Source organism: Dyella lutea, from assembly GCF_024158035.1.
Classification (GTDB): domain Bacteria; phylum Pseudomonadota; class Gammaproteobacteria; order Xanthomonadales; family Rhodanobacteraceae; genus Dyella_A; species Dyella_A lutea.
Genome location: NZ_JAMZEK010000002.1, coordinates 280,137 through 307,136, shown reverse-complemented (window position 1 = coordinate 307,136; position 27,000 = coordinate 280,137). Strand labels below are relative to the sequence as shown.

Sequence of the window (27,000 nt, the reverse complement as noted above, 5' to 3'; positions counted from 1 at the left end):
ACCCTGAAGCCGGTTAGAACGTGTACTTCAGCGTCAGCATCGCCGACCAGCGCGACACCACGCGGGTCGGGTTGGAGCCGCCGTCGTAGACGCTCCGCTGCTGCGGCTGGTAGTTGCCGTTCTTGTCGGTCGGCAGGTAGTAGACGTACTGGCCCTGGGCATTCACGCCGTCGTAGCCGGCCAGCGTGCGGGTGAAGTACTGGATGGTCTGGGTCTGACCCCAATTCTTGTCCAGCATGTTCAGGAAGTTGTACACGTCCAGACGGACGATGCCCTTGTTGCCCTTGAACAGGCCCGGGATCTCCTGCTGGAAGCTCATGTCGAGCTCATTCACCCACGGCAGGCGCGCACCGTTGCGGGCGGCGATCTGACCGCGATGCTTGCTCAGGTACTTGTCGTGGCTGATGTAGTCCTGGAACTGCTGGATCAGCTCGGGGCTGGCGTTGCCGTAGCTCACCCGCGGATCGTTGAGGGTCGGGATGTAGGCCGGATCCTCGTAGGCGATGCCATCACCGTTCACGTCACCGGAGAAGATCCAGCTGTACGGCAGGCCGGAGTGACCGTTGTAGAACGCCGAGACGCTGGTCTTGTAGTCGCCGAAGAACGCGTGCTGCCAGGTGAGCGAGGCCTTGAGCGCCTTCGGGATGTCGCGGTCGGCCGTACCGGCCACCACTTCGTTGGCGTTGGTACGCACCACGTACTTGTAGCCCGACGACGCCTGCGAGCTGTTGCCCGGGTTCACTTCGGTGGCATGGCTGAGCGTGAAGCTGACGTTGCCGAACCAGCTCTCGGAGAACGGCTTGGACAGCGCCAGGGTCAGACTGTCCGACTTGCCCTTGTGGGTATTGGTCAGCAGGGTCGAGTACTTGTCGAAAGCGTAGTTGCGATAGAAGTTCGCATCCTTGCTCGAGGTCTCGCCCGGGGTCTTCCAGTACTGCAGGCGGCCGTCCGGCAGCAGGATCGGATTGCCGTTGGCGTCGGACGTCGGCGCACCGATGTTGAGTGCCTGGTAGAGGATGCCGTCACGCGTCTGGATGTGCTGCAGCTCGACCGAGCCGATCAGCCCCCACCACGGCAGTTCGCTGTCCAGCGCCAGGGTGGTCTTCCATACGGTCGGGAGCTTGAAGTTCGGATCGATGGTGTCGACCACGCCACTGACGCTGCCGTTGCCCGCAGGACGGTTCTGGTTGTGCGCGTCCGGGCTGAACGGGGTCGCCGTCGGGTCGAACGACGAGTAGCTCGCCACCGTCAGGCCGTTGTTCTGGTACGGGTTGGTCATCCACACCGTCGGCGGGAAGGTCTGGAACAGACCGAAGCCGCCGCGCAGCTGCAGCATGCGCGCGGTGTCGAAGTTGTAGTTGAACGAGAAGCGCGGCTCGACCACGCGGTTCTTCGAACCCAGCGTGGAGTTGTTCGGATAGCCGAACGCCTGCTCGAACGCGGCGTTGTACAGCGGCGGGTGGTCGGAGTGCGGGATGTCGATGCGCACGCCGTAGGTCACCGACAGGTTGTTGTTGACCTGCCAGGTGTCCTGCAGGAACGGGCTGTACTGGCTGTACACCCACTTCGCCGCCACGTCGCCAAGCGTGTAGCCAGCGGCCGGCTGGTACAGGAAGTACGAGTCGTAGGCCGCGTTCTGGAAGTTGTCCAGGCCATAGAACGTGTAGGAGCCGAACTCGGTACGGCCGAACAGGTTGTAGATGTCGTTGCGCTGGTAGTCGATACCACCCTTGAGGGTGTGGTCGCCCAGGTAGTAGGTACCGGCCAGGAACAGCGACCACTTCTTGGTCTGGATCGCGTTGTAGTGGCTGTACTGGTCCTCGCCGAGATAGACCGACGGACCCTTGCCGGTGTCGCTGAGATAGACCTGCACCTGCGGCTGGTCGGCGAAGCCGGCGCGGTTCTGGGTGAACTTCTGGTAGCTGATCTTCGCTTCGGTGGAGAAGTTGTCGGACCAGTCGTCGAACAGCTGCAGCGCGGTGTTCTCGGTCAGGCTGTTCTTGGTGTACCAGTAGCTGCTCAGACCGATCTGGTTGGAGCTGTTGCCCTGGATGATCGGCTGGCTTTCCTTGGTGCGCTGGTAGGTCAGGCTGGCACGGTGGTTGTCCGTGATGTTCCAGTCGATCTTGGCCAGGTAGCGCTTGTCATTGAGCTCGGAGCCGCCGGAGCCGAAGGAACCCGGGTTCAGACCCAGCGCCTTGGCGGTGTCGATCACCTTCTGCAGATCCCCCGGGGAGATCTTGTTCGAGGTCGATGCACCGCTACCCAGCGAGGAATCCAGGCCATTGGCCGAGTCGGCGCCGATGCCTGTGGTCTTTTCCTGCTCGGCCGACACGAAGAAGAACAGCTTGTCCTTGATGATCGGGCCGCCGACGGTGAAGCCGCCGGTCCAGTCGCGCTTGTAGCCCGTGTAGCCGTAGCCGGGGTCGGACGAACCCAGCCAGCCGGCGTTGCCGACCATGCTGCTGGCGTTGCGGTAGGCGTAGTACACCGAACCGTGGAACTGGTTGGTGCCCGACTTGGTTACCGCGTTGATGTCGGCGCCCACGGCATCCGAGGCGACATCGAAGTTGGCGGTGGAGATGTTGTACTCGGCGATGGTGTCGACCGAGATCGGCGAGCCCTGGTACGGCAGGCCGTTGGCGTTCAGGCCGAACGGGTCGCCCTGGGAGATGCCGTCCACGCTGATGTTGTTGTAGCGGTTCGGCAGGCCGGCCATCGAAATCGAACCGTCGCCCTGGTCGGTGACGTTGATGCGCGGATCGAGGCGCGCAATGTCGTCGATCGAACGGTTGCCCTGCGGCGTGGTGTCGAGCTGGCGCTGCGACACGTTGGTCGACAGGCCCTTGTTGTCGGGCGAGAAGGTCTGGGCCAGTGCCGAGGCCGACACCGTCACCGCACCGAGATCCTTCGCCTGCGAGGCACCGGCGATCTGCAGGTTGATCGCGGAAGCCTGGCCGAGCTGCAGGTAGACGTTGTCCTGCTGGGCGCTGGCCATACCCTGCTTGCTGGCGGTGATGTCGAACGGGCCACCCACACGCAGGCCCTGCGCGGCGTAGCGACCGTCGGCATCGGTGGTGACCACCTTGGTGGTGCCCGAAGGCTCGTGCACGATCTGCACGGTCGCGCCGGCGACCGGCTGCCCATTGGCATCGACCACGCGACCGGACACGGCGGCAGAGGTCACGTTCTGCGCGAATGCCGGCGCAGAGACCAGCAGGCTGGCGATCGCCAGCGGCAGAAGCTTGGTGCGGATTCGATTGTTCATTACGGTATCGACCCTTCAGTTCGCAACGGAAATCGTCAGTGAAAGCAAGAACGTACGAGCGCCCGGCCAAGGCCAGGCTTCCAGACGGACGTGTTTTCCCCGGTTTTTTTGACGCTTGTTATTCAGTTCGGCTTGCGGCGGCGCCGTGACAAACGCCAACTGATTGTTAAACCGATTTTAACGACAGTGTATGACAGATTTGTAACGGTTTCACTTCGTACGGACAACACGCCGCGCCGCCGGGGGCGGGGCGACTCAGCGCCGTCCCAGATAACGGGCGCGTTTGGCCGGCTTGAGGTTCGCCAGATCGAGCATGACCAACCCGTCGACACAGCCGGAAAAGCCCGGATCCTCGCCGAAATCCAGGAACTGGACGCCCCGCGGCTCGACCAGGTCCACGTACTGTCGATAGAGCACAGGCAGACTGACGCCTAGCGCATCCAGGTGATGCTTGAGCTTGCCCAGCCCCTCGGCCGGTTCCAGCCCCGCCAGTGCCTCGCGCACCATGCTCACCACATCGGGAGAGACCACGAACGGCTGCCGCGCCGCCGCCAGTCCCGGCTGACCGAAGTAGTGCTGATGGGCCGCCGCGATCCACTCGCGCGCCTCACGCGGCAGGTTCACCGACATGCTGACCGGACCGAACAGATAGCGCAGCTCACGATGACGTTGCAGATACAGGCCGATGCCCTGCCATAGCTGATCGAGCGCGCGCGACTTCCAGTACGCCGGCGCAATGAAGCTGCGGCCGAGCTCCAGACCCTGCGCCAGTCGCGATTCCAGCGCCGGCGAGTAATTGAACAGGCTGGAGGTGTAGAGCGCCGCCATGCCGCGCTCGGCAATGATTCGCCCGCCGTGCCCGAAGCGATACGAGCCGACGATGCGCAACGCCTTGGGGTCCCACAGCACCAGGTGCTCGTAATACGCGTCGTAGGCGTCGAGGTCGCGGCGGGCGCCGGTTCCCTCGCCCACCTTGCGGAAGGTCAGCTCGCGCAGGCGACCAATCTCGCGCAACACCGCACTGTCGGGTGAGCCCTGCAGCAGCAGCACCTGCTTGCCATCGGCGAGATCCGCCAGCTTTTCCGCTTCGGCCGCCAGTCCGGCCACCACGCGCTCGGTCGGCTCCGGGTGGGCCAGCGGCGCCTGGCCGCCGAAGATCAGGCCGCGGTGGCGGCCGACCCGGTAGACATGGCGACGCATGAGCTTGGCCGCCTGCGCCGGATCGCCCCCGCTGCGCTGCTCCAGCTCCTCGGCGCCCACCAGCGCACCCACGCTGAAACCGATGCGCTGCTGCCGCGCCGGGGTCACCGCCTCGCGCGGCAGCATGGCGGTGGACAGAGGTTTGGCGAACATGGAGACGCCGTAGAACATCGCCGAATTGCGCGCGGCGACATGGATGGGCAGCACCGGCGCCTTGCTGCGCAGGGCCAGGCGCGCAAAGCCATCGGACCACGCACCATCGCGCAAACCACCGGGCCCCAGTCGCGACACCTCGCCGGCCGGAAACACGATCAGCGCCTCGCCGTTGTCCAGTGCGCGATAGATGTTGCGCATCTTCGATGCGGCGCCCTTGCCGAACACGTCCACCGGCAGCAGCAGCGGACGCAGCGGCTCGACCAGCGCCAGCCAGTCGTTGCCGAGAATGCGGACATCCGGCCGCACCGATCCGACCAGATGCAGCAGCGCCAGCGCATCGACCATGCCCAGCGGATGGTTGGCCACCACCAGCACCGGCCCATCAACCGGAATGTTTTCCCGCTCACGGGGATTGATGCGGTAGCTGGCGCCCAGCGTATCGAGCGTGCGGTCGACGAAATCGAGGCCGCGGACATCGCCTACCGCCTTCAGGACGCGATTGAACCCCGCCTCGTCGGCGAGCCGCCCGAGCATGCCGGCGACCGGACGGCGGATACGTGGGTGCTGGGCGAGCCACGGCAGGCGCTCGACGAGGCTTTTATCGATGCTGAGCATGACCGTCTCCCTGGAGTGCCTGCATGCTGGCGCTCAATTATGACAGCCGCTCTACGACCCGACCGACGGCCGTATTTCAAACAGTCAGGTGCAGGTAAGCCGCCACGCCGCCCAGGAACATCTGCACCGACAGGGCGATCAGCAGCATGCCCATCACGCGCTCCAGCGCGGTCAGCACGCTCTCGCCCAGCCATCGGAACAGGTAGGTGGAGCTGAGCAGGATCGCCGAGGTCGCAAGCCAGGCCAACACCAGTGCCGTCGCCCAGTCGGCAGTGCGGCCCGGCTGGGTGTTGGTCAGGAGCAGCAGCGCAGCCATCGCCGATGGCCCGGCCACGCCAGGGATCGCCATCGGCACGATGAACGGCTCGGCCTGACCCGGCTTGCCGAAGATGCCGCCGCCATCGGCCGGCGGGAATACCATCCGGATGCCGATCAGGAACAGCACGATGCCGCCGGCGATGCTGATCGACTCCTGCCGAAGCTGCAGCGCCTTCAATATCAGCTGACCGCCGACCAGGAAGCCCAGCAGCACACCCAGCGCGATCAGCAGCTCGCGCACCATCACGATCCGCCGACGACGCGGCGGCACGTCCTTGAGCAGGCTGAGGAAGAACGGGATGTTGCCCAGCGGATCCATGATCAGGAACAGCAGGATTCCCGCCGACAACGTGGTCATCTGCGTTTCCATCGAATCAACCTCGGTCACACGTGGTGCCCGGCGCGTCGGCCGGACATGAATCAATGCCTGCGAAGATCGAGCACTGCACCGCGTGCGGCACCGCCACCGGGGCCGAGCAGATGGACGATGGCCGCCGCGGTGGCTTCCGGCGGCGGCTGCTTCAGCGTGTCCTCGCCGAAATACGCCTCGCGGCGCAGCGCCGTGCGCATCGGTGCCGGCAGTATCGCCTGCACCCGGAAGCCACCCTTGTCGTGCTCCTCGTGGAGAATCGCTGCCATGCGCTCCAGCGCCGCCTTGGAAGCACCGTAGGCGCCCCAGTGGGCGCGCGACAGCAGGTCCGGATCGTCCAGCACGAACACCACCGCGCTGTCATCCGCGCGCTTGAGCAGCGGCAGGCAGGCCTGGGTGATCGCGAACGGCGCCGACACGTTGACGTGCATCGCGCGCAGGAAGTGATCGGGCTTGTGCATCGCCAGCGGCGTCAACCCGGTGAAGCTGACCGCGGCGTGCACGATGCCGTCGAGTCGCCCCAGGTCGCGCTCGACCGCATCGGCGAGCGCTTCGTAGTCGACCGGGGTCGCGACCTCCAGATCGACCGGATGAATCACCGGCTCCGGCAGCCCGGTCCGCACCATTTCGTCATAGAGCTGTTCGAGTTGGCGCTTGCGACGGCCGGCGAGGATCACCGTGGCTCCCGCGCGCGCAGCAGCCTTGGCGACCGCGGAGCCGAGGCCGCCATAGGCTCCGGTCACCAGCACGACCCTCTCGGCGAGCAACCCTGCCGGCGCTTCGTCGGCCGGAAGGCGGACCAGCGGCAAGGCCATCAGTGCACGACCCCTGCCACGTCCTGGGCCATGCGCTCGAGCTCGCCGGCCACGTGCAGATCCTCGATGATGTCGCAGCCACCGATCAGCTCGCCCTGGATGTAAAGCTGCGGAAAAGTCGGCCAGTTGGCGTAATGCGGCAGCGCGGCACGCACCTCGGGGTCGGCCAGCACGTTGACCGCGTGGAACGCAGCTCCGGCGCCCTGCAACGCCTGCACGGCACGACTGGAGAATCCACACATGGGGAACTGCGGCGTGCCCTTCATGAAGAGCACCATGGGGTGCTCGGCGAGCACCGCCTTGATTCGTTCGTTAACGTCCATAGCTCTGGATTTCATCACTACAATGCAGGCAAGCCGCTAGTGTATCAGCCGCTTCCCCGGCCACGCTCGGGGGCGGCCACTCCCTTTTCCCCTTTTCCAGCCAACGTCAAGGAGCCATCGCCATGGCGATCGAACTACCCGCCCTGCCCTATGAAAAGAACGCCCTCGAGCCGCACATCTCGGCCGAGACGCTGGAGTACCACTACGGCAAGCACCACCAGGCCTACGTCACCAACCTCAACAACCTGATCAAAGGCACCGAGTTCGAAGGTGCGGCGCTCGAGGACATCGTGAGGAAGTCCTCCGGCGGCACCTTCAACAACGCCGCCCAGGTCTGGAACCACACCTTCTACTGGAACTCGATGAAGCCCAACGGCGGCGGCGAGCCGACCGGCAAGCTGGCCGACGCCATCACCAAGGCGTTCGGCTCGTTCGAGAAGTTCAAGGAGGAGTTCTCCAAGTCGGCCGCCGGCAACTTCGGCTCGGGCTGGACCTGGCTGGTGCAGCGCCCGGACGGCTCGCTCGGCATCGTCAACACCTCCAACGCCGCCACGCCGATCACCGGCAGCGACAAGCCGCTGTTCACCATGGACGTATGGGAGCACGCCTACTACGTCGACTACCGCAACGCCCGCCCGAAGTACATCGAGGCGTTCTGGAACCTGGTGAACTGGGACTTCGCGGCCAAGAACTTGGCCTGACTTCCGACTTCCGGACAGCCATGAAAAAAACGGAGCCGTCACCGGTTCCGTTTTTTTGTGCCCGGTATGCGCCCGGTCGTCGACTCAGCCGCCGCAGGCTTCGCGCACGCCCGCCACGGCCGGCTCCCAGCCGATCGCGCGGGCCAACGCCTCGGCGCGATCAAGCAAGGTCCGGGCATCCGGTGCACATAGCGTGGCATGCCCCACCTTGCGCCCCGGGCGTGCCTGCTTGCCGTAGTCGTGCCAATGGCCGTCCACGGTGCACAGCACCGGCGCCTGATCCGGCAGCGCGCCGATCCAGTTGAACATCAGCGACGCGCCACGGGCGCCAGTGTCGCCCAGCGGCAATCCGAGCACGGCCCGCACATGGTTCTCGAACTGGCTGGCGTGCGCTCCCTCGATCGTCCAATGCCCCGAGTTGTGCACCCTTGGCGCCATCTCGTTGCCCAGCAGCTCACCGTCCTTCACGAACAACTCCAGCGCGAACACTCCGACGTAGTCCAACCGCTCGGCCAGCTTCCGGGCCAGCGCGGTGGCGCGCGGCTGCAGCGCCTCGATGTCCGGCGCCGGCGCCAGGCTGAGGCTGAGCACACCATCGGTATGCCAGTTGCGGGTCAGCGGCCAGGTGCGGAATTCGCCGTCGCGACCACGCACGGCAATCACCGACAACTCGCGCTCGAATGGGACGAAGGCCTCGAGAATCAGGCCATGAATTGCCGCCTGGGCGCCAAGCGCCTCCCAGGCCGCATCGGCGTCGGCGCCCGAGCGCAGGCGGAATTGGCCCTTGCCGTCGTAGCCCAGACGCCGGGTCTTGAGAATCGCCGGAGCGCCGGTGACGGCGAGCGCGCGGCCCAGGTCTTCGCGGGTATCCACGGCGACGAACTCAGGCGTGGCCAGACCGCACTCGCGAAAAAGGGTCTTCTCGGTCAGCCGGTCCTGCGCCACCGCCAACGCCCCCGGATTGGGGTAGACCGCCACCCGCCCGGCGAGCCACTCGGCGGTACTCGCCGGCACGTTCTCGAAGTCGAAGGTGACCGCGTCGACGCCGTTGGCGAACTCCGCCAGCGCCTCGTGATCGGACCAGTTAGCCACGATCAGCGGCGCCACCTGGCCGGCGCAGGCTTCGGCGGAGGTATCGACCACCAGCGTCTTGATGCCCAGCGGAGCCGCGGCGAGCGTAAGCATCCGCGCCAACTGCCCCCCCCCGAGGATGCCGAGCACCGGCTGCCGACGATCGCTCATGCGCGCGGATCCGGGTGGTTCAGCACCTGACGGGTCTGGTTGTCGCGGAACGCCTCGAGCGCCCGGGCCAGCTCGGGATCATGGAGCGCCAGCACGGCCGCCGCCAGCAGCGCGGCATTCACCGCACCGGCCCGGCCAATCGCCAGGGTCCCGACCGGGATACCCGCCGGCATCTGCGCGATCGACAGCAGGGAGTCCATCCCGTTGAGCGCCTTCGACTGCACCGGCACGCCGAACACCGGCAACCGGGTCTTTGCCGCAAGCATGCCCGGCAGGTGGGCGGCGCCGCCGGCACCGGCAATGATCACCTGGATCCCGCGTCCCACCGCCTCATCGGCATAACGGAACAGCAGATCCGGGGTGCGGTGGGCAGAGACCACCTGGACCTCGTGGGGCACGCCCAACTGGGTCAGGTAGTCGGCGGCGTGCTGCATGGTTTCCCAGTCGGACCGGGATCCCATGACCACGCCCACCCGCGGCGGCACGGCGGTAATCGTCATGGCTGGGCCATCCAAAAACCGCTATTGTAAAAGCTTTCCCGCTGCCCTACATCCCGCCCCATGGACAAGCGCCTGCTCGACATCCTGTGCTGCCCGGTCAGCAAGACTCCCATCCGACCGGCCACCCGGAGCGAGCTGGACAGCATCAATCGGACGGTCGCCGCCGGGCAACTGGTGACGGTCGCGGGGGCGCCGGTCACGGCAAGGGTCGCCGAGGCTCTGATCACCGTCGACCGCAAGGTGGTGTATCGGGTCGAGGACGGGATTCCGGTGATGCTGCCCGAGGAGGGCATCGGTACCCTGCAGATCGCCGATTTCCCGCACGAGTAATCGGAAAACTGCGGGCTGACACATGGTTTGTGGTTGCTTTTGGGCTTATCGTGAAACGGCTTGCGCCCACGGCGGGCGCGACTGTCCAGGCGGCCAACGCCCCAGGGGGCGGCGATGAAAGACGCGATCGAACCGAGCAGGATCGTCAACCTGAACCAGCATCCCAACGCGCCGGAGCGCGGTGGTGATCTGTTGCATGCGGTACGGGACGCTTCCAGTCGCCGGCTGCAGCAGCTTCTCGGCAACATGTTCGAGCACGTCGATGATGCGCTGTTCGACCTGGCCGAGAAGGCGGAAAACAACGCCGCCCAGATGCACTATTTCGACGGCATGCGGGAAGTGCGCAAGCGTCGGCCAGCGGTGGAGCGCAGCTATCTCGCCCAATTCAGCCGGGAGCTGACCGACTTTGCCGCGCAACGCCGCAAGCCCCCGGTCGAGGCCGAGACGATCGGCGCGGTGGAGCTCACCCTGGTGGCCGACAACGAGCTGGAGGAATCGCTCGCCATCACCAGCATGATCAGCAAGAACGAGTCCCGCCTGGCGCGCGACCTGTTTGCAGTGAACCAGCGGCTGGCCGTGATCTGCGGCGGCATCCAGGTCTCCGAGGTCACCAGCCCGGTGGGACCGGCCGTGCTGACCCAGGCATTCCGCCAGGCGATGCGCGAGTTGCAGGCGGACATGCGCGTCAAGCTGATCATCTACAAGCTGTTCGACCGTTACGTCCTCTCCGGCATGGAGGAGCTCTACGGCGAACTGAACGATCTCCTGGCCAAGGCTGGGGTGCTCCCCAACCTCAGGCACGAGCACGCACGCGGTGCCGTCGCCCGCACGGCCAGTGCACCTCGCGCGCAGGCGGTCGGTGAAGACCACCCCGCGGCGGCGAGCTCGGTCACCGACGAGGCCGGCAACATCCTGACCACCCTACAGGCCCTGTTTACGGCGCGTCGCGGTCACGGCGTCGGCTCGTCGTCCGTCACACTGGGCCCGCAGTCGATTCCCACGGCCAACGAACTGCTCGGCGCACTGAGCGTGCTGCAGGGCCAGATCGTCAGCCACGGCCTGCCCGCCGTCGGAGAGAGTGGTGCCGGGGACATTTCCGCCGAAGTCGCCCACCTGAAGGACCATCTGCTCAACCAGATCGGGGCCCTGCGAGGCGAACGACCCAGTCACGTGTCCTCCATTGATGAGGACACCATCGACCTGGTGGGCATGCTGTTCGAGTTCATCCTCGAAGACCGGAATCTGCCTCCGCAGATGCAGGTGCTGCTTGCGCGTCTGCAGATCCCTTACCTCAAGGCCGCGATCCTCGACCGCAAGCTGTTCGCGCATCGCCAGCATCCCGCGCGCCGTCTGCTCGACAGCCTCGCCGATGCCGCCAAGGGCTGGTCGGAGGAGTCCGACAAGGACCGCCGCCTTTACGACAAGATCAAGTCCGTCGTCGAGCAACTGCTGAATGAGTTCGACGACGACATGGGTATCTTCGACCGGCTGCTCGGCGAGCTGCAGGAGTTCCAGGATCTCGCGCGCAAGCGTGCCGAGCTGGCAGAACAGCGGGTGGCTGAATCGACCCGCGGTCGCGAGAAGCTGGAACAGGCACGCCGGCGTGCGGCCCGGGAAATCCTCGACCGCATCGACGGCAAGCCATTGCCGCCGCTCATGCACGGCGTGCTCGCACGCGCCTGGGCAAACTACCTGGTGCTGATCCTGCTGCGGCAGGGCGGCGACTCGCCCGAGTTCGCCGAGGCGCTGCGCTTCGTCAACGAACTGGTGGCGAGCACCCGGTTGCCAAAGGATGCCGGCGGACGCGAGACGCTGCGGCAGATGCTGCCCAACATCGAGCGGGCGCTGCGCAAGGGACTGGCCAACGTTGCCTTCCAGGAACACGACGTCGAGCGCCTGCTCGATCAGTTGCGCTCCCATTACGCCGGGCAGCTGGGCGAAGCCCCCGCCACAGCCCCCCGGGAGGTCGTGGCGCCGGCGATACCGGAGAGCATCCAGTCGCTGGTAGAGAACGTTCCGGATACGGCGCCGCTGGCACCGGAAGATGCCGCCGAGCAGCTGGAGATCCTGCCCCCCGAAGTGCGCGCGCAGCTCGAACAGGTGCAGGCGATGCGGCCCGGGACCTGGCTGGAGTTCAAGCCTGCGGAAGGGGCTCCGGAGCGTGCCAAACTTTCGTGGATCAGCCCGATGAGTGGTCGCTATCTGTTCGTGAACCGCCGCGGACTGAAGGTTGGCGACTATTCCCCACAGGAGCTCGCCGCAACCCTGGCCGAGGGCCGGGCCAGTGTCCTGGCGTCCAACGCCCTGTTCGACCGGGCGATGGATGCCATCGTAGGCAAGCTCAGCCAGCCAGCCCCGACGACGGAGCAGGAATGACCCAGGCGGGACGCTTCTCCCCTCCCTCACGGGAGCAGATCCTTTGCGATATCGAGCGGGCATTTACCGAGGACGTCGGCGACGGAGACGCCACCGCAGAACTGCTCCCGGCAGAGTCCACGGCCCGCGCCACGCTGACCTGCCGCGAGTCGGCCGTACTTGCCGGGAGGCCCTGGTTCGACGCCTGCTTCCAGGCGCGCGACCCCGGCGTCTCGATCGAGTGGTTCTTCGACGACGGTGACGCCGTGCCCGCCGGCGCCAAGCTCTGCGCGCTCTCCGGCCGCGCGAGGGCACTGGTGACGGCGGAGCGCTCCGCCCTCAATTTCCTGCAGTTGCTCTCTGGCACCGCGACGACGACGGCCGCCTATGCGGCCGCGCTGGCCGGCACCGGCACCCGGCTGCTCGATACGCGCAAGACCGTGCCGGGCCTGCGGCTTGCGCAGAAATACGCCGTGCGCTGCGGGGGTGGCGTCAACCACCGCATCGGCCTCTACGACGGCGTGTTGATCAAGGAAAACCACATCATCGCCGCGGGCGGCATCGCTGCCGCTGTCGCCGCAGCGCGCCGGCTGCATCCCGGGCTTCCGCTGGAGGTCGAGGCGGAGAGCCTCGAGGAACTCAACCAGGCCCTGTCCGCCGGCGTCGACCGCGTGATGCTGGACAACTTCGACCTGGCCGCCATGCGGCAAGCCGTCAGCGTCGCTGGCGGCCGGGTTCCACTGGAAGTTTCCGGCAACGTGGAGCTCGCCACGATTCGCGAGATAGCCACCACCGGGGTGGACTTCGTTTCGGTCGGCGCCCTGACCAAGCACGTGCGCGCCATCGACCTGTCGCTGCGATTGCACCTGGACTGAACACCACCTTGCGAACCGGGTGGCGCGCACACACACTTCGGCCATGGGGAATTTGCACGATCTCGCGCTGCTGCTGATCCTCGGTGCCGTGGTGGCCGCCTGGATGGAGCTTGCGCGCGCCCGCGAATTGGCCGTGGCGGCGGCGCGACGGCATTGCGAGCTGCAGGGCCTGCAGCTCCTGGACGAGACGGTCGGCCTGCGTTCGCTTCGACTGCGTACGGTCAACGGAAGCCGTGGGATTGAACACGGTTATGCGTTCGAAGTCAGCATCGACGGCGACGACCGCGAGCCGGGCCGGATCTGGATGCAGGGCCGCCGTGTCACCGGACTGAGCCTGCCGACCGTCCACTGGCTGGCTGGAGTCCCGGCCAATGACAATGTGCATCCGGACACAACCCCTCCGGTGCCGCGACAGAGCCCCGCAGGGCAACCCCGCGCGAACAATGTCGTCCCGCTCCGGCGGCGCATGCCGCCCGGCGAGTGAGTCGCCGAGGCTGGCGAGCTATTTCACGATACGCAGGTGACCGCCACGCCGTGGCTTGTCGTCGTCCGGCGCGGGCTCGGGTGCGCCTGCCGGCTCCCCGCCATCCGGCGGAGAGGGCGGTGGCTCGGCATCCGAGTCCTCGGCGGGAAACATCATCCCCTGACCGTTTTCCTGTGCGTAGAGCGCGAGCACGGCAGATACGGGGACGAGAATGGAATGACTCACCCCGGAGAAGCGCGCCTGAAAGCTGATCCACTCGTTGCCAAGGTCGAGATTGGCCACCGCGCGCATTGCGAGGTTGAGCACGACCTGGCCGTTCTTGATCACGTGCGGCGGAACGCGAACGCCCTCCCGGGCCGCATCGACCAGCACGTAGGGCGTGAGATTGTTGTCGGTGATCCAGTCGTAGATCGCCCGCAGCAGATAGGGGCGATTCGAGCTCATCGCAGGTGTGTCGGACTGTCCCATCAGGGTCGCATCGCCTTTTCTTCCGCGGTGAGGCTTCGGGTATAGCCCTGGCTGTTGAACAGACGCTCGCCATAATCGACGATCGGGCGCCCCTCCTTGCCAAGCTCCACGCCGAGCCAGGGCAAACGCCAGACTACCGGTGCGACCAGGCAGTCGGCCAGGCTCATTTCCGGATTGAGGAAGAACCGGGCCGCCTTGAACAGCGGCAGCGAAGCCAGCAGCTGCTCTCGTAGACGCTTCCGGGCGGCATCGGCGGGACGGCCCCCGGCACGAATCGTGTCGACCTCCGGCAGCCAGTCGCGCTCGATCCGCACCGCGGCAAGGCGCAGGCGCGCACGCGAAAGCGGATCGATCGGCATCAGTGGAGGATGCGGATAACGCTCGTCGAGGTATTCGCAGATCACCGAGGTGTCGTAGAGAACGAGGTCACGGTCGACCAAGGTCGGCGTGCTGGCATAGGGGTTCAGGTCGACCAGATCCTCGGGCGGCTGGCCGGGTTCGACCATCACCCGCTCGTAGCTGACGCCCTTCGCAGCGAGCAGCAGGCGGACACGATGACACTGGATGTCATCCGCCGTGGTGTAAAGAGTGAGCACCGTACGCGAGCGGGCGCTTTGAACCATGCGCGATCTCCCCTGCTGACAACGGAATGCGGCGGCCCGGAGGCCGCCGCATGCGTGCCCTCCAACCTTGCGGTCAGTGGACGTCCTTCCAGTATTCCTTCTTGAGCATGTAGGCCAGGAGAGTGAAACCCGCCAGGAACAACAGCACCCAGATGCCGTAGTGCTTGCGCTGCAGCGCCGCCGGCTCGGATACGTACTCGAGGAAGTTGGTCAGGTCGCGGGTTGCCTGCTGGTACTGCTCCGGGGTCATTTTGCCGGGCTTGGACAACTCCAGCTTCTCGATCTCCTCACTGCCGTCCTTCCGCACGGCGGTCTGGATGCCCTGCAGCTCCCAGAGCGGGTTCGGCATCGAAGCGTTGGGGAACACGGTGTTGTTCCAGCCGACCGGCCGGCTCGGATCGAGGTAGAACGAATTGAGGTAGGCGTTGACCCAGTCGGCGGTCTTGGCCCGCACCTCGAGCGAGAGGTCCGGCGGCGCCTTGCCGAACCACTTCGCCGCATCTTCCGCCGGCATGTGCGACTCGATCGTCTCGCCGTAGTTGACCCCGGTGAAGTTGAGGTTCTGCATGACCTCCTGCTCGGTCAGGCCCAGGTCCTCGCCGATCCGCGAGTAACGCATGAACTTGATCGAGTGGCAGCCCACGCAATAGTTGAAGAACAGCTTGGCGCCACGCTGCAGCGACGCCTGGTCGCTGATGTTGTTGCCGGCCTTGGGCAGCTCGGGACCTTCGGCGGCCAGCGCCGAGGTGCAGCCGACGAGCAGGCCGAAGGCCAGCGCGATGGAGGAGAAATAGCGCTTAGTCATGCATCGTCACCCGTTCCGGAACCGGCTTGGTCTTCTCCCAGCCCAGGCGCGTGTAGAACCCGAGGAAGACGAAGAAACCGAAATACAACAAGGTCATCGCGCGCCCGAACAGGTTTTCCCAGAACGTCACGTCGACGTTGCCGAACCATGCGGGAATCACCTCGGCCGTCACACCGGCGCCCACGGCGCCGAGCATGATGAAGGACAGTACGAACAGGCCGAGCGCCACCTTGAAACCGGTACCACGGTAGCGGATCGACTTGACTTGGCCGACGTCGATCCACGGCAGCGCGAACAGCAGCGCGATCGCACCGAACATCGCCAGCACACCCCAGAACGCCTGGCCCAGGAACGACGGAATCATTCGCAGGATCGCGTAGAACGGAGTGAAGTACCACACCGGCTTGATGTGCGACGGCGTCACCAGGTTGTTGGCCGGGATGAAGTTGTCGTGTTCGAGGAACCAGCCGCCGAAGGTCGGCGCGAAGAAGATGATGAAGGCGGCGATCATCAGGAAGAATCCCACGCCGAACAGGTCCTTCACCGTGTAGTAAGGATGGAAGGGAATGCCGTCGGCCGGCTTCAGCGCATCCCAGCGGTTGCCCTTCGGCCCCTTCTTGATCTCCACGCCATCCGGGTTGTTCGACCCCACCTCGTGCAGTGCGGCGATATGCAGCACCACCAGCAGCAGCAGCACCAGCGGCAGCGCGATCACGTGCAGCGCGAAGAAGCGGTTGAGCGTCGCATCGGCCGGGATGTAGTCGCCCATGATCCACTGCACCAGCGAGTTGCCGATGTAGGGGATGGTGCCGAACAGCGAGATGATCACCTTGGCGCCCCAGAACGACATGTTGCCCCACGGCAGCACGTAGCCCATGAAGGCCTCGGCCATCAGTGCCAGGAAGATCAGCATGCCGAGGATCCACACCAGCTCGCGCGGCTTCTTGAACGAGCCGTACATCAGGCCGCGGAACATGTGCAGGAACACCACCACGAAGAACAGCGAGGCACCGGTGGAGTGCATGTAGCGGATCAGCCAGCCCCACTCCACGTCGCGCATGATGTACTCGACCGAGGCGAAGGCTTCCGCCGCGCTGGTCTTGTAGTTCATGGTGAGGAAGATGCCGGTGACGATCTGGTTGACCAGCACCAGGATCGCCAGCGAGCCGAAGTAGTACCAGAGATTGAAGTTCTTCGGCGCGTAGTACTCGGTCATGTGCTTGCGGTAGGCAGGCATCATGTTCGGCGCGCGCTCGTTGACCCAGTCGCCGATGCGGGTGAAGACGTTAGCCATCAGCCGGCCTCCTTCGGATCCACGCCAATCTGGATGGTGGTGTCGTTCACGAAGTGATACGGCGGCACCTGCAGGTTCTTCGGCGCGGGCACGCCGGCGAACACGCGACCGGCCATGTCATAGCGCGACTTGTGGCAGGGGCAGTAGAAGCCGCCCTCCCAGTTCGGGTCGAACGGCTCCGGCTTGATCTCCGGGAAGAAGTCCGGCACGCAACCCAGGTGGGTGCAGATGCCGATCACCACCAGCCACTCCGGCTTGATCGAGCGCGTCTCGTTCTGTGCGTACTTGGGCTGCTGCGCGGCCGAAGTGCCGTCCGACTTGGGATCGACCAGACGGGAGTCCACCTTCGGCAGCGCCGCCAGCTGGGCGGGCGTGCGGTTGACCACGAACACCGGCAAGCTGCGCCAGGGGTAGGTCACCTTCTGGCCGAGCTCGACCTTGCTGATGTCCACGGTCACCGGGGCACCGGCGGCCTTGGCGCGTGCGCTGGGCTCCCAGGTCTTGATGAAAGGCACGGCTGCTACCACGACTCCCGCACCACCAACCACCGCAGTGGTTGCGGTGAGGAAGCGGCGGCGACCATGGTCGACGACTTCGTTCGCCATCAGGCTCTCCGGAACTTGCATTGCCATTGAGACACGAGCGAAGGGCTTCGGCAGGCGCGTGCGAAACGATCCGCCGGGGTCCGGACGGAGTGGGCCGACCACTTTAAGAAGCGATCATCCTCCCCCGAGAACCGCCGTCGGACCGACCGGGAGCTCCAGTCGGGCCGCTTCGCCAGCACCGGTCAAAATCCGGCACCCGCAAAAATCGCGTTAGTGTAGCGTCAGCCCCCCGCCCGTACAATCGAACTGCCGGCTTTGTGCAAGCAGCCGGGCCGCCCTTGACCTCGCACCCCACGCACCATTTTACGAAAGCCGACCCCATGAAACACGCCGCCGGCCTGCTCGCCTTTGTCGCCCGATTCGTGGTTCTGGGGCTGGCGCTGGCTTTCGTGGTGGGCCTGTTGTGGCCGGGCACCGGTGAGCGGCTTCGCCAACGTTTCGGGCTGGATGCCGGCCCGGCTGCCCGGGTGGCGGCACCCGCGCCCCGCGCAGCAGCCGCACCGACCCTGTCCTATGCCGACGCCGTGGCGCGCGCAGCCCCGTCGGTGGTGAACATCTACGCGAACAAGACGGTGACCGAGCAGGCGCTGCGGATGTACACCGACCCGTGGATGCAGCAGGTGTTCGGCGGCGTCCCGGTAGGCTCGGTCAAGCGCAAGGAGCAGAGCTTGGGCTCGGGCGTGATCGTCAGCGCCGACGGCTACGTGCTGACCAACAACCACGTGATCGCCAACGCGGACGACATCCAGGTGCTGCTCTACGACGGCCGCGTGGCCAAGGCGACGCTGGTCGGTGCCGATCCGGAAACCGACCTGGCGGTGCTCAAGATCGACGCCGGCAACCTCCCGGTTGCGCATATCCTGCCGCACACCACCCTGCGCCCCGGAGATGTGGTGCTGGCGATCGGCAATCCATTCGGACTCAACCAGACGGTAACCATGGGTATCGTCAGCGCGATCGGACGCCAGCTCAGCAGCTCCAGCCCCGAGGACTTCATTCAGACCGACGCCGCGATCAACCTGGGCAACTCCGGCGGGGCACTGATCGACGCGCACGGCAACCTGGTGGGCATCAATACCCTGCTGATCGGCAAGGCGGCCAATGCCGAAGGCATCGGCTTCGCGATTCCGGTGGACAGCGCCAAGAAGGTGCTGGACCAGATCATCGACACCGGTCACGTCGTGCGCGGCTGGCTCGGAGCGGATTACACCTTCGTCCCCGTGGCCGCCAACGGCGGGCTGCCGGCCGCGGCCCGCGGCGTGATGGTGGCCGATGTCTATCCGGGCGGCCCGGCGGCCCTGGCCGGCGTCCAGCCACGCGACATCCTGCTGGAGATCGGTGGCCAGGACATCACCGACCCCTCCAATCTGCGCAAGCGCGAAGCTGCACTGAAGCCGGGCAGCAAGGTCGAAGTTTCCGGCCTGCGCAACGGCGTACCGTTCCATGTCGAACTGACCATCGCGCAGCGCCCGGCACAACTGGACGACGGCTCACTGGACGGCTGAGCCGCCGGTGGCACCGCTGGAAGCCAGCGGACGATGCAACGCCTTGCCGTAGCGCTGCCGCAGCTCCTCGACGCGTGCCACATAGACCCGCGTCTCGGCGTACGGCGGAACCCCTCTGTAGCGCTCCACGGCGCCAGGGCCGGCATTGTAGGCCGCTGCCGCGAGGCGCTCGTCGCCCTTGAACGTCTGCAGCAGCTGGCCCAGGTAACGCGCGCCGCCGCGGATGTTCTGCTCAGCATTGAACGCATCCAGCACGCCCATGTCGTTGGCTGTCGCCGGCATCAGCTGCATCAGGCCCTGGGCCCCCTTGATCGACAGTGCATGCGGATTGAACGCGCTTTCGGCATGGATGATCGCCCGCAGGAACGCCTCGTCCACGCCGAAGTCGACGCTGGCCCGGCGGGTCACGCTGGCGTAGTCCTCGAGGTTGAGCCGCACCGAATTCCAGTGGATCGGCGAATGCAGGTCGCAGGCCATGCAGGTGGCGATGTAGGTGAACAGCATCGTCACCGCCCGGCCCTTGCCGCCGACCGGCGGAATGTTGGTGTACTCCACGCTGCCGTCGGCACGCTTCACGCGATAGACCGCGCCGCGCAAGACGCGATCGCCCGCCCCCCCCGACGCAACAATCGTGGCGGCCGAACGGGATTCGCTATAGGCCCAGCCCCCCGGCTTGCCGCCCGGGGCCACCGGCTGCGGCGCATCGGCAAGCGCCCGACCGGTGGTGTGCACCGAGGTTTGCACGTCGGCAAAGGCTCCACGCATCGGCAGTCGCCCGGAGAGCACGCGCGCCGAGGTGTCGACCGAAGCAGCGACACCCTCGAACGATGCGCGAACCGACGGCGGTGCCCTGCGCGGAGTCCGACGTGAAGGCGCAGCGTAGGACCCGATCCGGTGACAGCCCCGGTACCCCGCCGGCTTGCTGGTGAACACGGCTTCGCCACTGGCCCCGGTGCAGCGATACATCGACTCGGCATGTGCGCGCAGCGGCACCAGCGCTCCCAGCAACAGGATGCAGAGCAATCCGACCCGGCGAGGGATCGGCGAATGCGGGAAGCAGCGGCGGGTCCGACCGGCGCTTCCCCACTGGCGCAAGGCGGCAATCATGGCCGGCAGTGTGCAGCGATCGCCCGACAGCGCCAAGTCCGCGACGCCGCTGGCGTGCGGTGCTTCGCATCCGGCCCGGCCGGGCGAGCGCACGGGCTCGGCCAACCCGGGCGCAAGTGCTTGATCCGGCAGTGGCCCCCGTGCGGTGGCGCGGGTAAACTGCGCGGTCCAGCGGACGCCCGCCGCCCCACTTCGAACCACGGTACCTCGCCCCATGAGCGGCAAGCTTTTCATCAAGACCCACGGCTGCCAGATGAACGAGTACGACTCGGCCAAGATGGCCGACGTGCTGAAGGCGTCGCACGGCCTGGAGCTGACCGACAACGAGGCCGAGGCCGACGTCATCCTGGTCAACACCTGCTCGATCCGCGAGAAGGCGCAGGAAAAGGTGTTCAGCCAGCTCGGCCGCTGGAAGGAGCACAAGGCGGGGGACAAACCGGTACTGATCGGTGTCGCCGGCTGCGTGGCCAGCCAGGAGGGCGAGGCCATCGTCAAGCGCGCGCCGTACGTCGACCTGGTGTTCGGTCCGCAGACCCTGCACCGCCTGCCCGAGCTGATCGAGTCGCGCCGCGCCACCGGCAAGCCGCAGGTGGACATCTCCTTCCCGGAGATCGAGAAGTTCGACCACCTGCCCGAGCCGCGCGCCGAAGGCCCGACCGCCTTCGTCTCGATCATGGAAGGCTGCTCGAAGTACTGCAGCTATTGCGTGGTGCCCTACACCCGCGGCGAGGAGATCAGCCGCCCGTTCGACGACGTGCTGGTCGAGGTGGCCCAGCTCGCCGAACAGGGCGTGCGCGAGGTGAACCTGCTGGGCCAGAACGTCAACGCCTACCGCGGCGCCACCCACGACGGCGGCACCGCGGATCTGGCCGTGCTGATCCATGCCATCGCGCAGATCGAGGGCATCGGCCGCATCCGCTTCACCACCTCGCATCCGCTGGAGTTCTCCGACTCGCTGATCGAGGCCTACGCCAGCGTGCCGAAGCTGGCCAACTTCCTGCACCTGCCGGTGCAGGCCGGCTCCGACCGCATCCTCAGCGCGATGAAGCGCGGCTACACCGCGCTGGAGTTCAAGCAGAAGATCCGCAAGCTGCGCGCGGTGCGGCCGGACATCTGCATCAGCTCGGACTTCATCGTCGGCTTCCCCGGCGAGACCGACGAGGATTTCGCCAAGACCATGAAGCTGATCGACGACGTCGGCTTCGACCAGAGCTTCAGCTTCATCTTCTCCTCGCGGCCCGGCACCCCGGCAGCGAACCTGCCCGACCCGACCCCGGCCGAGGTCAAGCACGAACGACTGACCCGGCTGCAGGCGGCGATCAACGCCAACGCCAGGGCGATCAATGAGGCGATGGTCGGCACCGTGCAGCGCGTGCTGGTGGAAAAGCCTAGCCGCAAGAACGCCAGCGAACTCAGCGGCCGCACCGAGAACATGCGCTACGTGAACTTCCCCGGCCCGGCGCGGCTGATCGGGCAGTTCGTCGACGTGCTGATCACCGAGGCGATGAGCAACTCGCTGCGCGGCCGCCTGCACAGCCACGAAACCGCCGCCGCGGTGTAGGAGCGCACCCTGTTCGCGATGGCTTTTCGCGGTGAGATCGGACCCGAAGCGGTCGCGCACAGGGTGCGCTCCTACGGGTCGGTCAATCCAGCCGCTTGCGGAAGCGCAGGATGGCGCCGGCCATCATCACCGCGGTGAATACCACCAGCGCCAGCGCATCGCCCCACAAATCCAGCAGACCGGCATTACGAAGCATGATGCCGCGGATCAGCCGCAGGAAATGGGTCAACGGCAGCAGCTCGGCGATCCACTGCGCCAGTCGCGGCATGCCGGAGAACGGAAACATGAAGCCCGACAGCAGGATCGACGGCAGGAAGATGAAAAACGTCATCTGCATCGCCTGGAACTGCGACTGCGCCCGCGAGGAGATCAGCAGCCCCAGCGTGAGGTTGCTGGCGATCAGCAGCAGCGCGGCGAAATAGACGTCCAGCAGGCTGCCGCGGATCGGCACGTCGAACAGCCAGCGCCCCAGCGCCAAGATCACCGTGGTCTGCACCAGGCCGATCAGCACGTACGGCACCACCTTGCCCAGCATCAGCTCGGTGCTGGTGAGCGGCGTGGCGATCAGCAGCTCCATGTTGCCGCGCTCGCGCTCGCGCACGATGGCGATGGCGGTGAACAGCACCATCGTCATGGTCAGGATTACCCCGATCAGTCCAGGCACGATGTTGATCGCCGAGCGTCGCTCCGGGTTGTAGAACGAGGTGACCACGATGCGCGGCACCGACGGCGTGCTGACGTAGGGCGCATGTGCATCGGGCAGACGACTGTCCACCGGCGTCTGCGCCAGTTGCGCGGCGGCGCCGGCCACGGTGGCATCACTGCCGTCGACCAGCACCTGCGCGACCGGGCGGCCGTCCAGCTTGCGCGCCTCGAAGTCGGGCGGGATCACCACGCCGACGTTGATGCGGCCGCGGCGGATCAGGTCGACCACCTCCTCCGGCGTGCGTGCGCTGGTCACCGGGCGGATGACGCCGGTGGCCAGCATGTCCATCACCAGCGCACGCGAGCCGCTGGTCTGCGCCTGGTCGGCGATCGCGGCATCCAGCCCCCGCAGGTTGAGGTTGATCGCGTAGCCGAACAGCACCAGCTGCAGGATCGGCATCACCATGATCATCGCCAGCGTGATGCGGTCACGCCGCAGCTGGCGGATCTCCTTCTGCATGATCGCCCACAGGCGGCGCCCGTTCATGCCGCGCGCTCCTGCTCGCCGGGGTGCGTGGCGGCGACGAATACATCTTCCAGGTTCGGCGGCGTCGGACGCAGCCGTGCCGCCTGCCCGGCCTCGCGCAGGCGCTGCTCGACCGCCGCGGCGAAGCCGTCGCCCTGCCCCGCGTCGGCGAGCAGGCGCAACGCGTGGCCGACCTGGGCCACACCGAGCACATCCGGCGCACCGGACAGGGCGTGTTGCGCGCGCCGCGGATCGTCCGATTCGACCAGGAAGGTGCGACCCTCCAGTGCTCCGGTCAGCGCGCCAGGCGTGCCGTCGGCCACCAGGCGGCCGCGGTCGAGAATCGCCAGCCGATGGCAGCGCTCGGCCTCGTCCATCAGGTGGGTGGATACCAGCAGCGTGGTGCCGGCATCGGTGAGCTCGAACAGCGCCTCCCAGAACTCGCGACGCGACTCGGGATCGACCGCGCTGGTCGGCTCGTCGAGAAACAGCAACTCCGGCTCGTGCATCACCGCGCAGGCCAGCGCCAGGCGCTGCTTCTGGCCGCCGCTCATGGTGCCGGCCAGCTGCTTGCGCCGGTCGGCCAGGCGGTAGCGCTCCATCAGCTCGGCGATGCGCGCGCGCTTACGTTCGCGCGGCACGCCGAGGATCTCGGCGATGAACTCCAGGTTTTCGCCCACGTTGAGGTCGGCGAACAGCGAGAAGCTCTGCGTCATATAGCCGATGCGGCGACGCAGCGCCTCCGCCTCTTGCGGCACGCGCAGGCCGAGCACTTCGATCTCGCCCTCGGTCGGCGTGAGCAGGCCGCAGAGCATGCGGATGGTGGTGGACTTGCCCGAGCCGTTCGGCCCGAGGAAGCCGTAGACGCGCCCGCGCGGCACGTCCAGATCGACATGGTCGACGGCGAGCAGTTGGCCGAATCGCTTGCTCAGCCCGCGCACGTGGATGGCCGGGGCGTCGCTCACGGCGCGGCCGGCGCCACATGCACCGGTAGGCCGGCGGGAAGATCCGAAGGCCGGTCCAGCGCCACCTCGGCGAGATAACTCAACCGCGTGGCGTCGTCGCCGCTGAGCGCGTAGTACGGCGTGAACACCGGCTCGGCGCGCAGCAGGCGCACGTGTCCGGCCAGCGGCTGATCGCGCCCCTGCACGTACACCTGCACGGTGCTGCCGACCTTGAGCTGCGCACGCATCGCCACCGGCACGTAGATCCGCGCATACGGACGATCGCCGACCAGTTCGATCGCCAACGGCGCGCCGACCGGCGCCTGATCGCCGAGGCGATACGGCACATCGTCGATACGCCCGTCGCGCGGCGCCACCACATGCAACTTGCCCAGCGTGACGCGCAGCGCATCGGCCTGCGCTTGCGCGGCGTCAACCGCAGCGCGCGCCTGGGCCAACTGCTCGCTGCGCGTGCCGTGCAGCAGCTGGTCGAGCGCCGCGCGGGCGGCATCGGCCTGGCCGCGGGTGTTCTGCGCGTTGGCGCGGGCGCGATCCAGGTCGGAGGCGGCCACGGCATCCTTTTCCTGCTGCGCCACTTTCATCAGCCGTTGCAGATAGCTGCGCGCATCGCGCGCCTGCGCCTCGGCGGCGGCGAGCGAGGCGCGGGCCTTGTCGATGTCCTCCCGGCGCGGACCGGCCACGCCCTCGGCCAGCGCTTCCTTCTGGCGCTTCACCTCGGCCAGCGCCGCATCGAGGCTGGCCCGGGTATGCGCCGGATCGAGATCGAGCAGCGGCTGGCCGGCCTTGACCGCCTCGCCGGCCCGCACGTGCACGGCCACGATCCGCTCCGCGGCCGGCGCCGGCAGCGCGATGCGGTCGTACTCCAGCGTGCCGGGGGCCTGATCCGCTTCACGGTGACAGCCGGCCAGGACCAGGACAGCGAGGCCGAGCGCAAGCAGGCGTCCGCTCATCGGGGCTTCTCCGTGGATGGCGTCGCCAGGCCGTGACCCAGCAACGCGAGGGTGTGGGACATCAGCGCGGGCATGTCCAGTCCCGGCATGCCGAACGCCTTCTGCCAGATCGGTGCGCCGGCGGCGGGAAACAGGGTCAGTCCGACCAGCGACGCCACCATCAGCCGGGGATCGATCCCCGGCGCCAGTTGCCCGGCCGCCCGCGCCGCCTCGAAGCGCCGCGTCAGCACCTGCGGCAGCGAGGGCATCACCTCGCGGAACACGAACTCGCGCAGCGCACCGCCCTCGCACAGCACCTCGCGCACCCACAGTGCCGGCAACCAGGGCAGTGTCGCGACGATGGCGGACACGCCCTGGGCAAACGCCTGTGCCACTTCAAGCGGGGTCTCGCCGGCCGAGGCCAGCGTCTCCACCAGCGGCCGGACATTCGGCAGCAGGCGTTCGCCGACGAGCGCGCGTACCAGCGCGTCCTTGTTGCCGAAGTAGTAGTGCAGCATCGCCGGGGTCACGCCGGCGGCCTGCGCGATGGTGCGCAGCGAGGCGGCCGCGATGCCGGTGGCGGCGAACTGCACGGCGGCGGCATCGAGGAGGCGGTCGCGCAGGTCGCCGTCGTCGCCGGCGGGACGACCGACGCGGCGGCGGCGTGGCTTGGCAGGAGTGGTCCGGGAAGGCATGCGCCTTAAATTAATTCAATGATTAATTTAAACGCAAGGGCAGCGGCATCACGCCCCACTCGTGCCCGGTCCGGGCACGGATCGAGCGGCTTCCGCGTTATGCTGGCGGGTCTATGAGCCCCCTGAACCAACGCGATTTCACCCTCGATCCGATCGACAACGCCCGCCTGGCCAACCTGTGCGGCCCGTTCGACGAGCACCTGCGCCAGGTCGAGCTGCGCCTCGGCGTGGAGATCAACCACCGCGGCGGCATCTTCCAGGTGATCGGCGACGACGCCGCCACCGGTGCGGCCGAAAAGGTGCTGCGCGCCCTGTACGACGCCACCGCCAGCGAATCGCTGACCGGCGCGGTGATCCACCTGCACCTGGCCGAGTCGGGCATCGACGCGATGGCGGCCGAAGCCGCCGAGTCGGCGCAGGAGGTGGTGATCAAGGTCAAGCGCGGCGTGATCAAGGGACGCGGTCCGAACCAGGCGCGCTACCTGCACGCGATCACCAGCCACGACATCAGCTTCGGCGTCGGCCCGGCCGGCACCGGCAAAACCTACCTGGCCGTGGCCAGTGCGGTCGAGGCGCTGGAAGCCAACCGCGTGCAGCGCCTGCTGCTGGTACGCCCGGCGGTGGAGGCCGGCGAGAAGCTGGGTTTCCTGCCCGGCGACCTCAGCCAGAAGGTCGACCCGTACCTGCGCCCGCTGTACGACGCGCTGTACGAAATGCTCGGCTTCGAGAAGGTCGCCAAGCTGATGGAGCGCAACGTGATCGAGATCGCGCCGCTGGCCTACATGCGCGGACGCACCCTCAACGACTCCTACGTGATCCTCGACGAGGCGCAGAACACCACCGTCGAGCAGATGAAGATGTTCCTCACCCGCATCGGCTTCGGCTCGGTGGCGGTGATCACCGGCGACGTCTCCCAGGTGGACCTGCCGCGCAACGTGCGCTCGGGCCTGCGCCACGCGATCGAGGTATTGCGCGGCGTGGACGGCATCAGCTTCACCTTCTTCACCTCGCGCGACGTGGTGCGCCACCCGCTGGTGGCGAAGATCGTACGCGCGTACGAGTCGTTCGAGGCTGCGGCCGAGGCGGCCAAGGGCAGCGGCGGATGAGCGCGAACACGGTGGTGCACGTCGGCTATGCCGTGTCGCGCGCCGGCGTGCCGTCCGCCGCCAGCTTCCGCCGCTGGGTGGAGGCTGCGCTCCGCGGCGCGAAACGACGCCGGGCCACCGAGCTGTCGATCCGTCTCGTCGATGCCGACGAAGGCCGCTCGCTCAACCGCGACTACCGCGGCAAGGACTACGCCACCAACGTGCTCTCGTTCGAGGCCGACCTGCCGCCCGGACTCAAGCTGCCGCTGATCGGCGACATCGTGATCTGCGCCCCGGTGGTGGCCCGCGAAGCCGCCGAACAGGGCAAGGCGCCGCGCGACCACTGGGCCCACCTCACCGTGCACGGCGTCCTGCACCTGCTCGGCTACGACCACATCGTCGAGAGCGAGGCCGAGGCGATGGAGGCGCTGGAGACGCGCATCCTGGCCGGGCTTGGTATCGCCGATCCGTATCGCCCGTAGGAGCCGGCACCCGGCGGCTCGCGGCAGGAGGGGCGTCGGCTCCGACAACCCAATCGCAAGCCACTGGCGTCGCGGCTGAAGCCGCTCCTGCAAAAGCCCGCCCGGCTCCCTGTGGGAGGGGCTTCAGCCCCGACAACCCATATCGCAAGCCAC

26 protein-coding genes are annotated in these 27,000 nt (G+C 67.0%); 9 read left to right on the top strand and 17 right to left on the bottom strand.

What is annotated here, in order from left to right:
- Nucleotides 1-13 precede the first annotated feature (13 nt).
- The 5 genes from NC595_RS08595 to grxD form a co-directional block, all read right to left on the bottom strand.
- Nucleotides 14-3,268: a TonB-dependent receptor gene (locus NC595_RS08595; protein WP_253565954.1), complete on the bottom strand. Its 3,255-nt coding sequence runs from the start codon at nucleotides 3,266-3,268 to the stop codon at nucleotides 14-16.
- Nucleotides 3,269-3,523: 255 nt separating this feature from the next.
- A complete protein-coding gene (gene olsF / locus NC595_RS08590) occupies nucleotides 3,524-5,239 on the bottom strand; it encodes a bifunctional ornithine lipid synthase OlsF (protein WP_253565953.1) in 1,716 nt (571 codons plus the stop codon).
- 76 nt (nucleotides 5,240-5,315) lie between these two features.
- Nucleotides 5,316-5,915, bottom strand: a complete 600-nt coding sequence (locus NC595_RS08585) for a YhgN family NAAT transporter (RefSeq protein WP_017462657.1) — start codon at nucleotides 5,913-5,915, stop codon at nucleotides 5,316-5,318.
- Between the two features lie 62 nt (nucleotides 5,916-5,977).
- Nucleotides 5,978-6,742, bottom strand: a complete 765-nt coding sequence (locus tag NC595_RS08580; protein WP_253565952.1) for an SDR family NAD(P)-dependent oxidoreductase — start codon at nucleotides 6,740-6,742, stop codon at nucleotides 5,978-5,980.
- Nucleotides 6,742-7,065, bottom strand: coding sequence for a Grx4 family monothiol glutaredoxin (grxD, locus tag NC595_RS08575; protein WP_253565951.1), 324 nt, complete (start codon nucleotides 7,063-7,065; stop codon nucleotides 6,742-6,744). The genes NC595_RS08580 and grxD overlap by 1 nt, the downstream gene beginning before the upstream one ends.
- Nucleotides 7,066-7,187: 122 nt before the next feature.
- Between grxD and sodB the strand changes: the two genes are divergently transcribed.
- Nucleotides 7,188-7,766: a superoxide dismutase [Fe] gene (sodB, locus tag NC595_RS08570; protein WP_253565950.1), complete on the top strand. Its 579-nt coding sequence runs from the start codon at nucleotides 7,188-7,190 to the stop codon at nucleotides 7,764-7,766.
- Between the two features lie 84 nt (nucleotides 7,767-7,850).
- On the opposite strand, the gene NC595_RS08565 is transcribed toward sodB, so the two are convergent.
- Complete coding sequence (locus NC595_RS08565) at nucleotides 7,851-9,008, bottom strand: 5-(carboxyamino)imidazole ribonucleotide synthase (protein ID WP_253565949.1); 1,158 nt, start codon at nucleotides 9,006-9,008, stop codon at nucleotides 7,851-7,853.
- Nucleotides 9,005-9,508: a 5-(carboxyamino)imidazole ribonucleotide mutase gene (purE, locus tag NC595_RS08560; protein WP_063672520.1), complete on the bottom strand. Its 504-nt coding sequence runs from the start codon at nucleotides 9,506-9,508 to the stop codon at nucleotides 9,005-9,007. Before purE ends, NC595_RS08565 begins: the two co-directional genes overlap by 4 nt.
- Nucleotides 9,509-9,568: 60 nt before the next feature.
- Here purE and NC595_RS08555 point away from each other — a divergent pair, with 60 nt between their 5' ends.
- The 4 genes from NC595_RS08555 (at nucleotide 9,569) to NC595_RS08540 (ending at nucleotide 13,552) form a co-directional block, all read left to right on the top strand.
- A complete protein-coding gene (locus NC595_RS08555; protein WP_253565948.1) occupies nucleotides 9,569-9,838 on the top strand; it encodes a Trm112 family protein in 270 nt (89 codons plus the stop codon).
- Between the two features lie 114 nt (nucleotides 9,839-9,952).
- Nucleotides 9,953-12,214 (top strand): DUF1631 domain-containing protein, encoded by a 2,262-nt coding sequence (locus tag NC595_RS08550; RefSeq protein ID WP_253565947.1) that lies wholly within the window; start codon nucleotides 9,953-9,955, stop codon nucleotides 12,212-12,214.
- Complete coding sequence (gene nadC / locus NC595_RS08545) at nucleotides 12,211-13,068, top strand: carboxylating nicotinate-nucleotide diphosphorylase (protein ID WP_253565946.1); 858 nt, start codon at nucleotides 12,211-12,213, stop codon at nucleotides 13,066-13,068. Before NC595_RS08550 ends, nadC begins: the two co-directional genes overlap by 4 nt.
- Nucleotides 13,069-13,111: 43 nt before the next feature.
- Complete coding sequence (locus tag NC595_RS08540; protein ID WP_253565945.1) at nucleotides 13,112-13,552, top strand: DUF3301 domain-containing protein; 441 nt, start codon at nucleotides 13,112-13,114, stop codon at nucleotides 13,550-13,552.
- Between the two features lie 18 nt (nucleotides 13,553-13,570).
- On the opposite strand, the gene NC595_RS08535 is transcribed toward NC595_RS08540, so the two are convergent.
- From NC595_RS08535 to petA, 5 genes are all read right to left on the bottom strand, one after another.
- Nucleotides 13,571-14,020, bottom strand: coding sequence for a ClpXP protease specificity-enhancing factor (locus tag NC595_RS08535; protein WP_063672529.1), 450 nt, complete (start codon nucleotides 14,018-14,020; stop codon nucleotides 13,571-13,573).
- Complete coding sequence (locus tag NC595_RS08530; RefSeq protein ID WP_253565944.1) at nucleotides 14,020-14,643, bottom strand: glutathione S-transferase N-terminal domain-containing protein; 624 nt, start codon at nucleotides 14,641-14,643, stop codon at nucleotides 14,020-14,022. The genes NC595_RS08535 and NC595_RS08530 overlap by 1 nt, the downstream gene beginning before the upstream one ends.
- Nucleotides 14,644-14,716: 73 nt before the next feature.
- A complete protein-coding gene (locus tag NC595_RS08525) occupies nucleotides 14,717-15,448 on the bottom strand; it encodes a cytochrome c1 (RefSeq protein WP_253565943.1) in 732 nt (243 codons plus the stop codon).
- Nucleotides 15,441-16,742 carry a cytochrome b gene (locus tag NC595_RS08520; protein ID WP_253565942.1) on the bottom strand — a complete coding sequence of 434 codons (1,302 nt, stop codon included), beginning with the start codon at nucleotides 16,740-16,742 and terminating at the stop codon, nucleotides 15,441-15,443. The genes NC595_RS08525 and NC595_RS08520 overlap by 8 nt, the downstream gene beginning before the upstream one ends.
- Entirely contained in the window at nucleotides 16,742-17,347 is a 606-nt protein-coding gene (petA, locus tag NC595_RS08515) for a ubiquinol-cytochrome c reductase iron-sulfur subunit (protein ID WP_253565941.1), read from the bottom strand. Before petA ends, NC595_RS08520 begins: the two co-directional genes overlap by 1 nt.
- A gap of 320 nt (nucleotides 17,348-17,667) precedes the next feature.
- Here petA and NC595_RS08510 point away from each other — a divergent pair, with 320 nt between their 5' ends.
- Nucleotides 17,668-18,852: a S1C family serine protease gene (locus NC595_RS08510; protein WP_253565940.1), complete on the top strand. Its 1,185-nt coding sequence runs from the start codon at nucleotides 17,668-17,670 to the stop codon at nucleotides 18,850-18,852.
- Here NC595_RS08510 and NC595_RS08505 read toward each other — a convergent pair.
- Complete coding sequence (locus tag NC595_RS08505; RefSeq protein WP_253565939.1) at nucleotides 18,838-20,235, bottom strand: lytic transglycosylase domain-containing protein; 1,398 nt, start codon at nucleotides 20,233-20,235, stop codon at nucleotides 18,838-18,840. The two genes, NC595_RS08510 and NC595_RS08505, sit on opposite strands and share 15 nt — an antisense overlap.
- Here NC595_RS08505 and miaB point away from each other — a divergent pair.
- Nucleotides 20,174-21,520 carry a tRNA (N6-isopentenyl adenosine(37)-C2)-methylthiotransferase MiaB gene (miaB, locus tag NC595_RS08500; RefSeq protein WP_253565938.1) on the top strand — a complete coding sequence of 449 codons (1,347 nt, stop codon included), beginning with the start codon at nucleotides 20,174-20,176 and terminating at the stop codon, nucleotides 21,518-21,520. The two genes, NC595_RS08505 and miaB, sit on opposite strands and share 62 nt — an antisense overlap.
- A gap of 82 nt (nucleotides 21,521-21,602) precedes the next feature.
- On the opposite strand, the gene NC595_RS08495 is transcribed toward miaB, so the two are convergent.
- From NC595_RS08495 to NC595_RS08480, 4 genes are read right to left on the bottom strand one after another with little or no spacing between them, the layout of a single operon-like run.
- Complete coding sequence (locus tag NC595_RS08495) at nucleotides 21,603-22,712, bottom strand: ABC transporter permease (RefSeq protein ID WP_253565937.1); 1,110 nt, start codon at nucleotides 22,710-22,712, stop codon at nucleotides 21,603-21,605.
- The gene (locus NC595_RS08490) at nucleotides 22,709-23,638 is read right to left on the bottom strand and encodes an ABC transporter ATP-binding protein (protein WP_253566799.1); all 930 of its coding nucleotides are present in this window, start codon (nucleotides 23,636-23,638) and stop codon (nucleotides 22,709-22,711) included. The genes NC595_RS08495 and NC595_RS08490 overlap by 4 nt, the downstream gene beginning before the upstream one ends.
- A 14-nt stretch (nucleotides 23,639-23,652) precedes the next feature.
- Nucleotides 23,653-24,606, bottom strand: a complete 954-nt coding sequence (locus NC595_RS08485; RefSeq protein WP_253565936.1) for an HlyD family secretion protein — start codon at nucleotides 24,604-24,606, stop codon at nucleotides 23,653-23,655.
- Complete coding sequence (locus NC595_RS08480) at nucleotides 24,603-25,280, bottom strand: TetR/AcrR family transcriptional regulator (protein WP_253565935.1); 678 nt, start codon at nucleotides 25,278-25,280, stop codon at nucleotides 24,603-24,605. The genes NC595_RS08485 and NC595_RS08480 overlap by 4 nt, the downstream gene beginning before the upstream one ends.
- Before the next feature lie 113 nt (nucleotides 25,281-25,393).
- On the opposite strand from NC595_RS08480, the gene NC595_RS08475 reads away from it, so the two are divergent.
- Both NC595_RS08475 and ybeY read left to right on the top strand, forming a co-directional pair.
- Nucleotides 25,394-26,386: a PhoH family protein gene (locus NC595_RS08475; protein ID WP_253565934.1), complete on the top strand. Its 993-nt coding sequence runs from the start codon at nucleotides 25,394-25,396 to the stop codon at nucleotides 26,384-26,386.
- Nucleotides 26,383-26,847 (top strand): rRNA maturation RNase YbeY, encoded by a 465-nt coding sequence (gene ybeY, locus NC595_RS08470; protein WP_253565933.1) that lies wholly within the window; start codon nucleotides 26,383-26,385, stop codon nucleotides 26,845-26,847. The genes NC595_RS08475 and ybeY overlap by 4 nt, the downstream gene beginning before the upstream one ends.
- Nucleotides 26,848-27,000: the final 153 nt, after the last annotated feature.

Coding starts and splice junctions, on each gene's coding strand:
- NC595_RS08595 (WP_253565954.1), bottom strand. CDS start 3,268: ATGAACAATCGAATCCGCACCAAGCTTCTGCCGCTGGCGATCGCCAGC.
- olsF (WP_253565953.1), bottom strand. CDS start 5,239: ATGCTCAGCATCGATAAAAGCCTCGTCGAGCGCCTGCCGTGGCTCGCC.
- NC595_RS08585 (WP_017462657.1), bottom strand. CDS start 5,915: ATGACCACGTTGTCGGCGGGAATCCTGCTGTTCCTGATCATGGATCCG.
- NC595_RS08580 (WP_253565952.1), bottom strand. CDS start 6,742: ATGGCCTTGCCGCTGGTCCGCCTTCCGGCCGACGAAGCGCCGGCAGGG.
- grxD (WP_253565951.1), bottom strand. CDS start 7,065: ATGGACGTTAACGAACGAATCAAGGCGGTGCTCGCCGAGCACCCCATG.
- sodB (WP_253565950.1), top strand. CDS start 7,188: ATGGCGATCGAACTACCCGCCCTGCCCTATGAAAAGAACGCCCTCGAG.
- NC595_RS08565 (WP_253565949.1), bottom strand. CDS start 9,008: ATGAGCGATCGTCGGCAGCCGGTGCTCGGCATCCTCGGGGGGGGGCAG.
- purE (WP_063672520.1), bottom strand. CDS start 9,508: ATGACGATTACCGCCGTGCCGCCGCGGGTGGGCGTGGTCATGGGATCC.
- NC595_RS08555 (WP_253565948.1), top strand. CDS start 9,569: ATGGACAAGCGCCTGCTCGACATCCTGTGCTGCCCGGTCAGCAAGACT.
- NC595_RS08550 (WP_253565947.1), top strand. CDS start 9,953: ATGAAAGACGCGATCGAACCGAGCAGGATCGTCAACCTGAACCAGCAT.
- nadC (WP_253565946.1), top strand. CDS start 12,211: ATGACCCAGGCGGGACGCTTCTCCCCTCCCTCACGGGAGCAGATCCTT.
- NC595_RS08540 (WP_253565945.1), top strand. CDS start 13,112: ATGGGGAATTTGCACGATCTCGCGCTGCTGCTGATCCTCGGTGCCGTG.
- NC595_RS08535 (WP_063672529.1), bottom strand. CDS start 14,020: ATGGGACAGTCCGACACACCTGCGATGAGCTCGAATCGCCCCTATCTG.
- NC595_RS08530 (WP_253565944.1), bottom strand. CDS start 14,643: ATGGTTCAAAGCGCCCGCTCGCGTACGGTGCTCACTCTTTACACCACG.
- NC595_RS08525 (WP_253565943.1), bottom strand. CDS start 15,448: ATGACTAAGCGCTATTTCTCCTCCATCGCGCTGGCCTTCGGCCTGCTC.
- NC595_RS08520 (WP_253565942.1), bottom strand. CDS start 16,742: ATGGCTAACGTCTTCACCCGCATCGGCGACTGGGTCAACGAGCGCGCG.
- petA (WP_253565941.1), bottom strand. CDS start 17,347: ATGGCGAACGAAGTCGTCGACCATGGTCGCCGCCGCTTCCTCACCGCA.
- NC595_RS08510 (WP_253565940.1), top strand. CDS start 17,668: ATGAAACACGCCGCCGGCCTGCTCGCCTTTGTCGCCCGATTCGTGGTT.
- miaB (WP_253565938.1), top strand. CDS start 20,174: ATGAGCGGCAAGCTTTTCATCAAGACCCACGGCTGCCAGATGAACGAG.
- NC595_RS08495 (WP_253565937.1), bottom strand. CDS start 22,712: ATGAACGGGCGCCGCCTGTGGGCGATCATGCAGAAGGAGATCCGCCAG.
- NC595_RS08485 (WP_253565936.1), bottom strand. CDS start 24,606: ATGAGCGGACGCCTGCTTGCGCTCGGCCTCGCTGTCCTGGTCCTGGCC.
- NC595_RS08480 (WP_253565935.1), bottom strand. CDS start 25,280: ATGCCTTCCCGGACCACTCCTGCCAAGCCACGCCGCCGCCGCGTCGGT.
- NC595_RS08475 (WP_253565934.1), top strand. CDS start 25,394: ATGAGCCCCCTGAACCAACGCGATTTCACCCTCGATCCGATCGACAAC.
- ybeY (WP_253565933.1), top strand. CDS start 26,383: ATGAGCGCGAACACGGTGGTGCACGTCGGCTATGCCGTGTCGCGCGCC.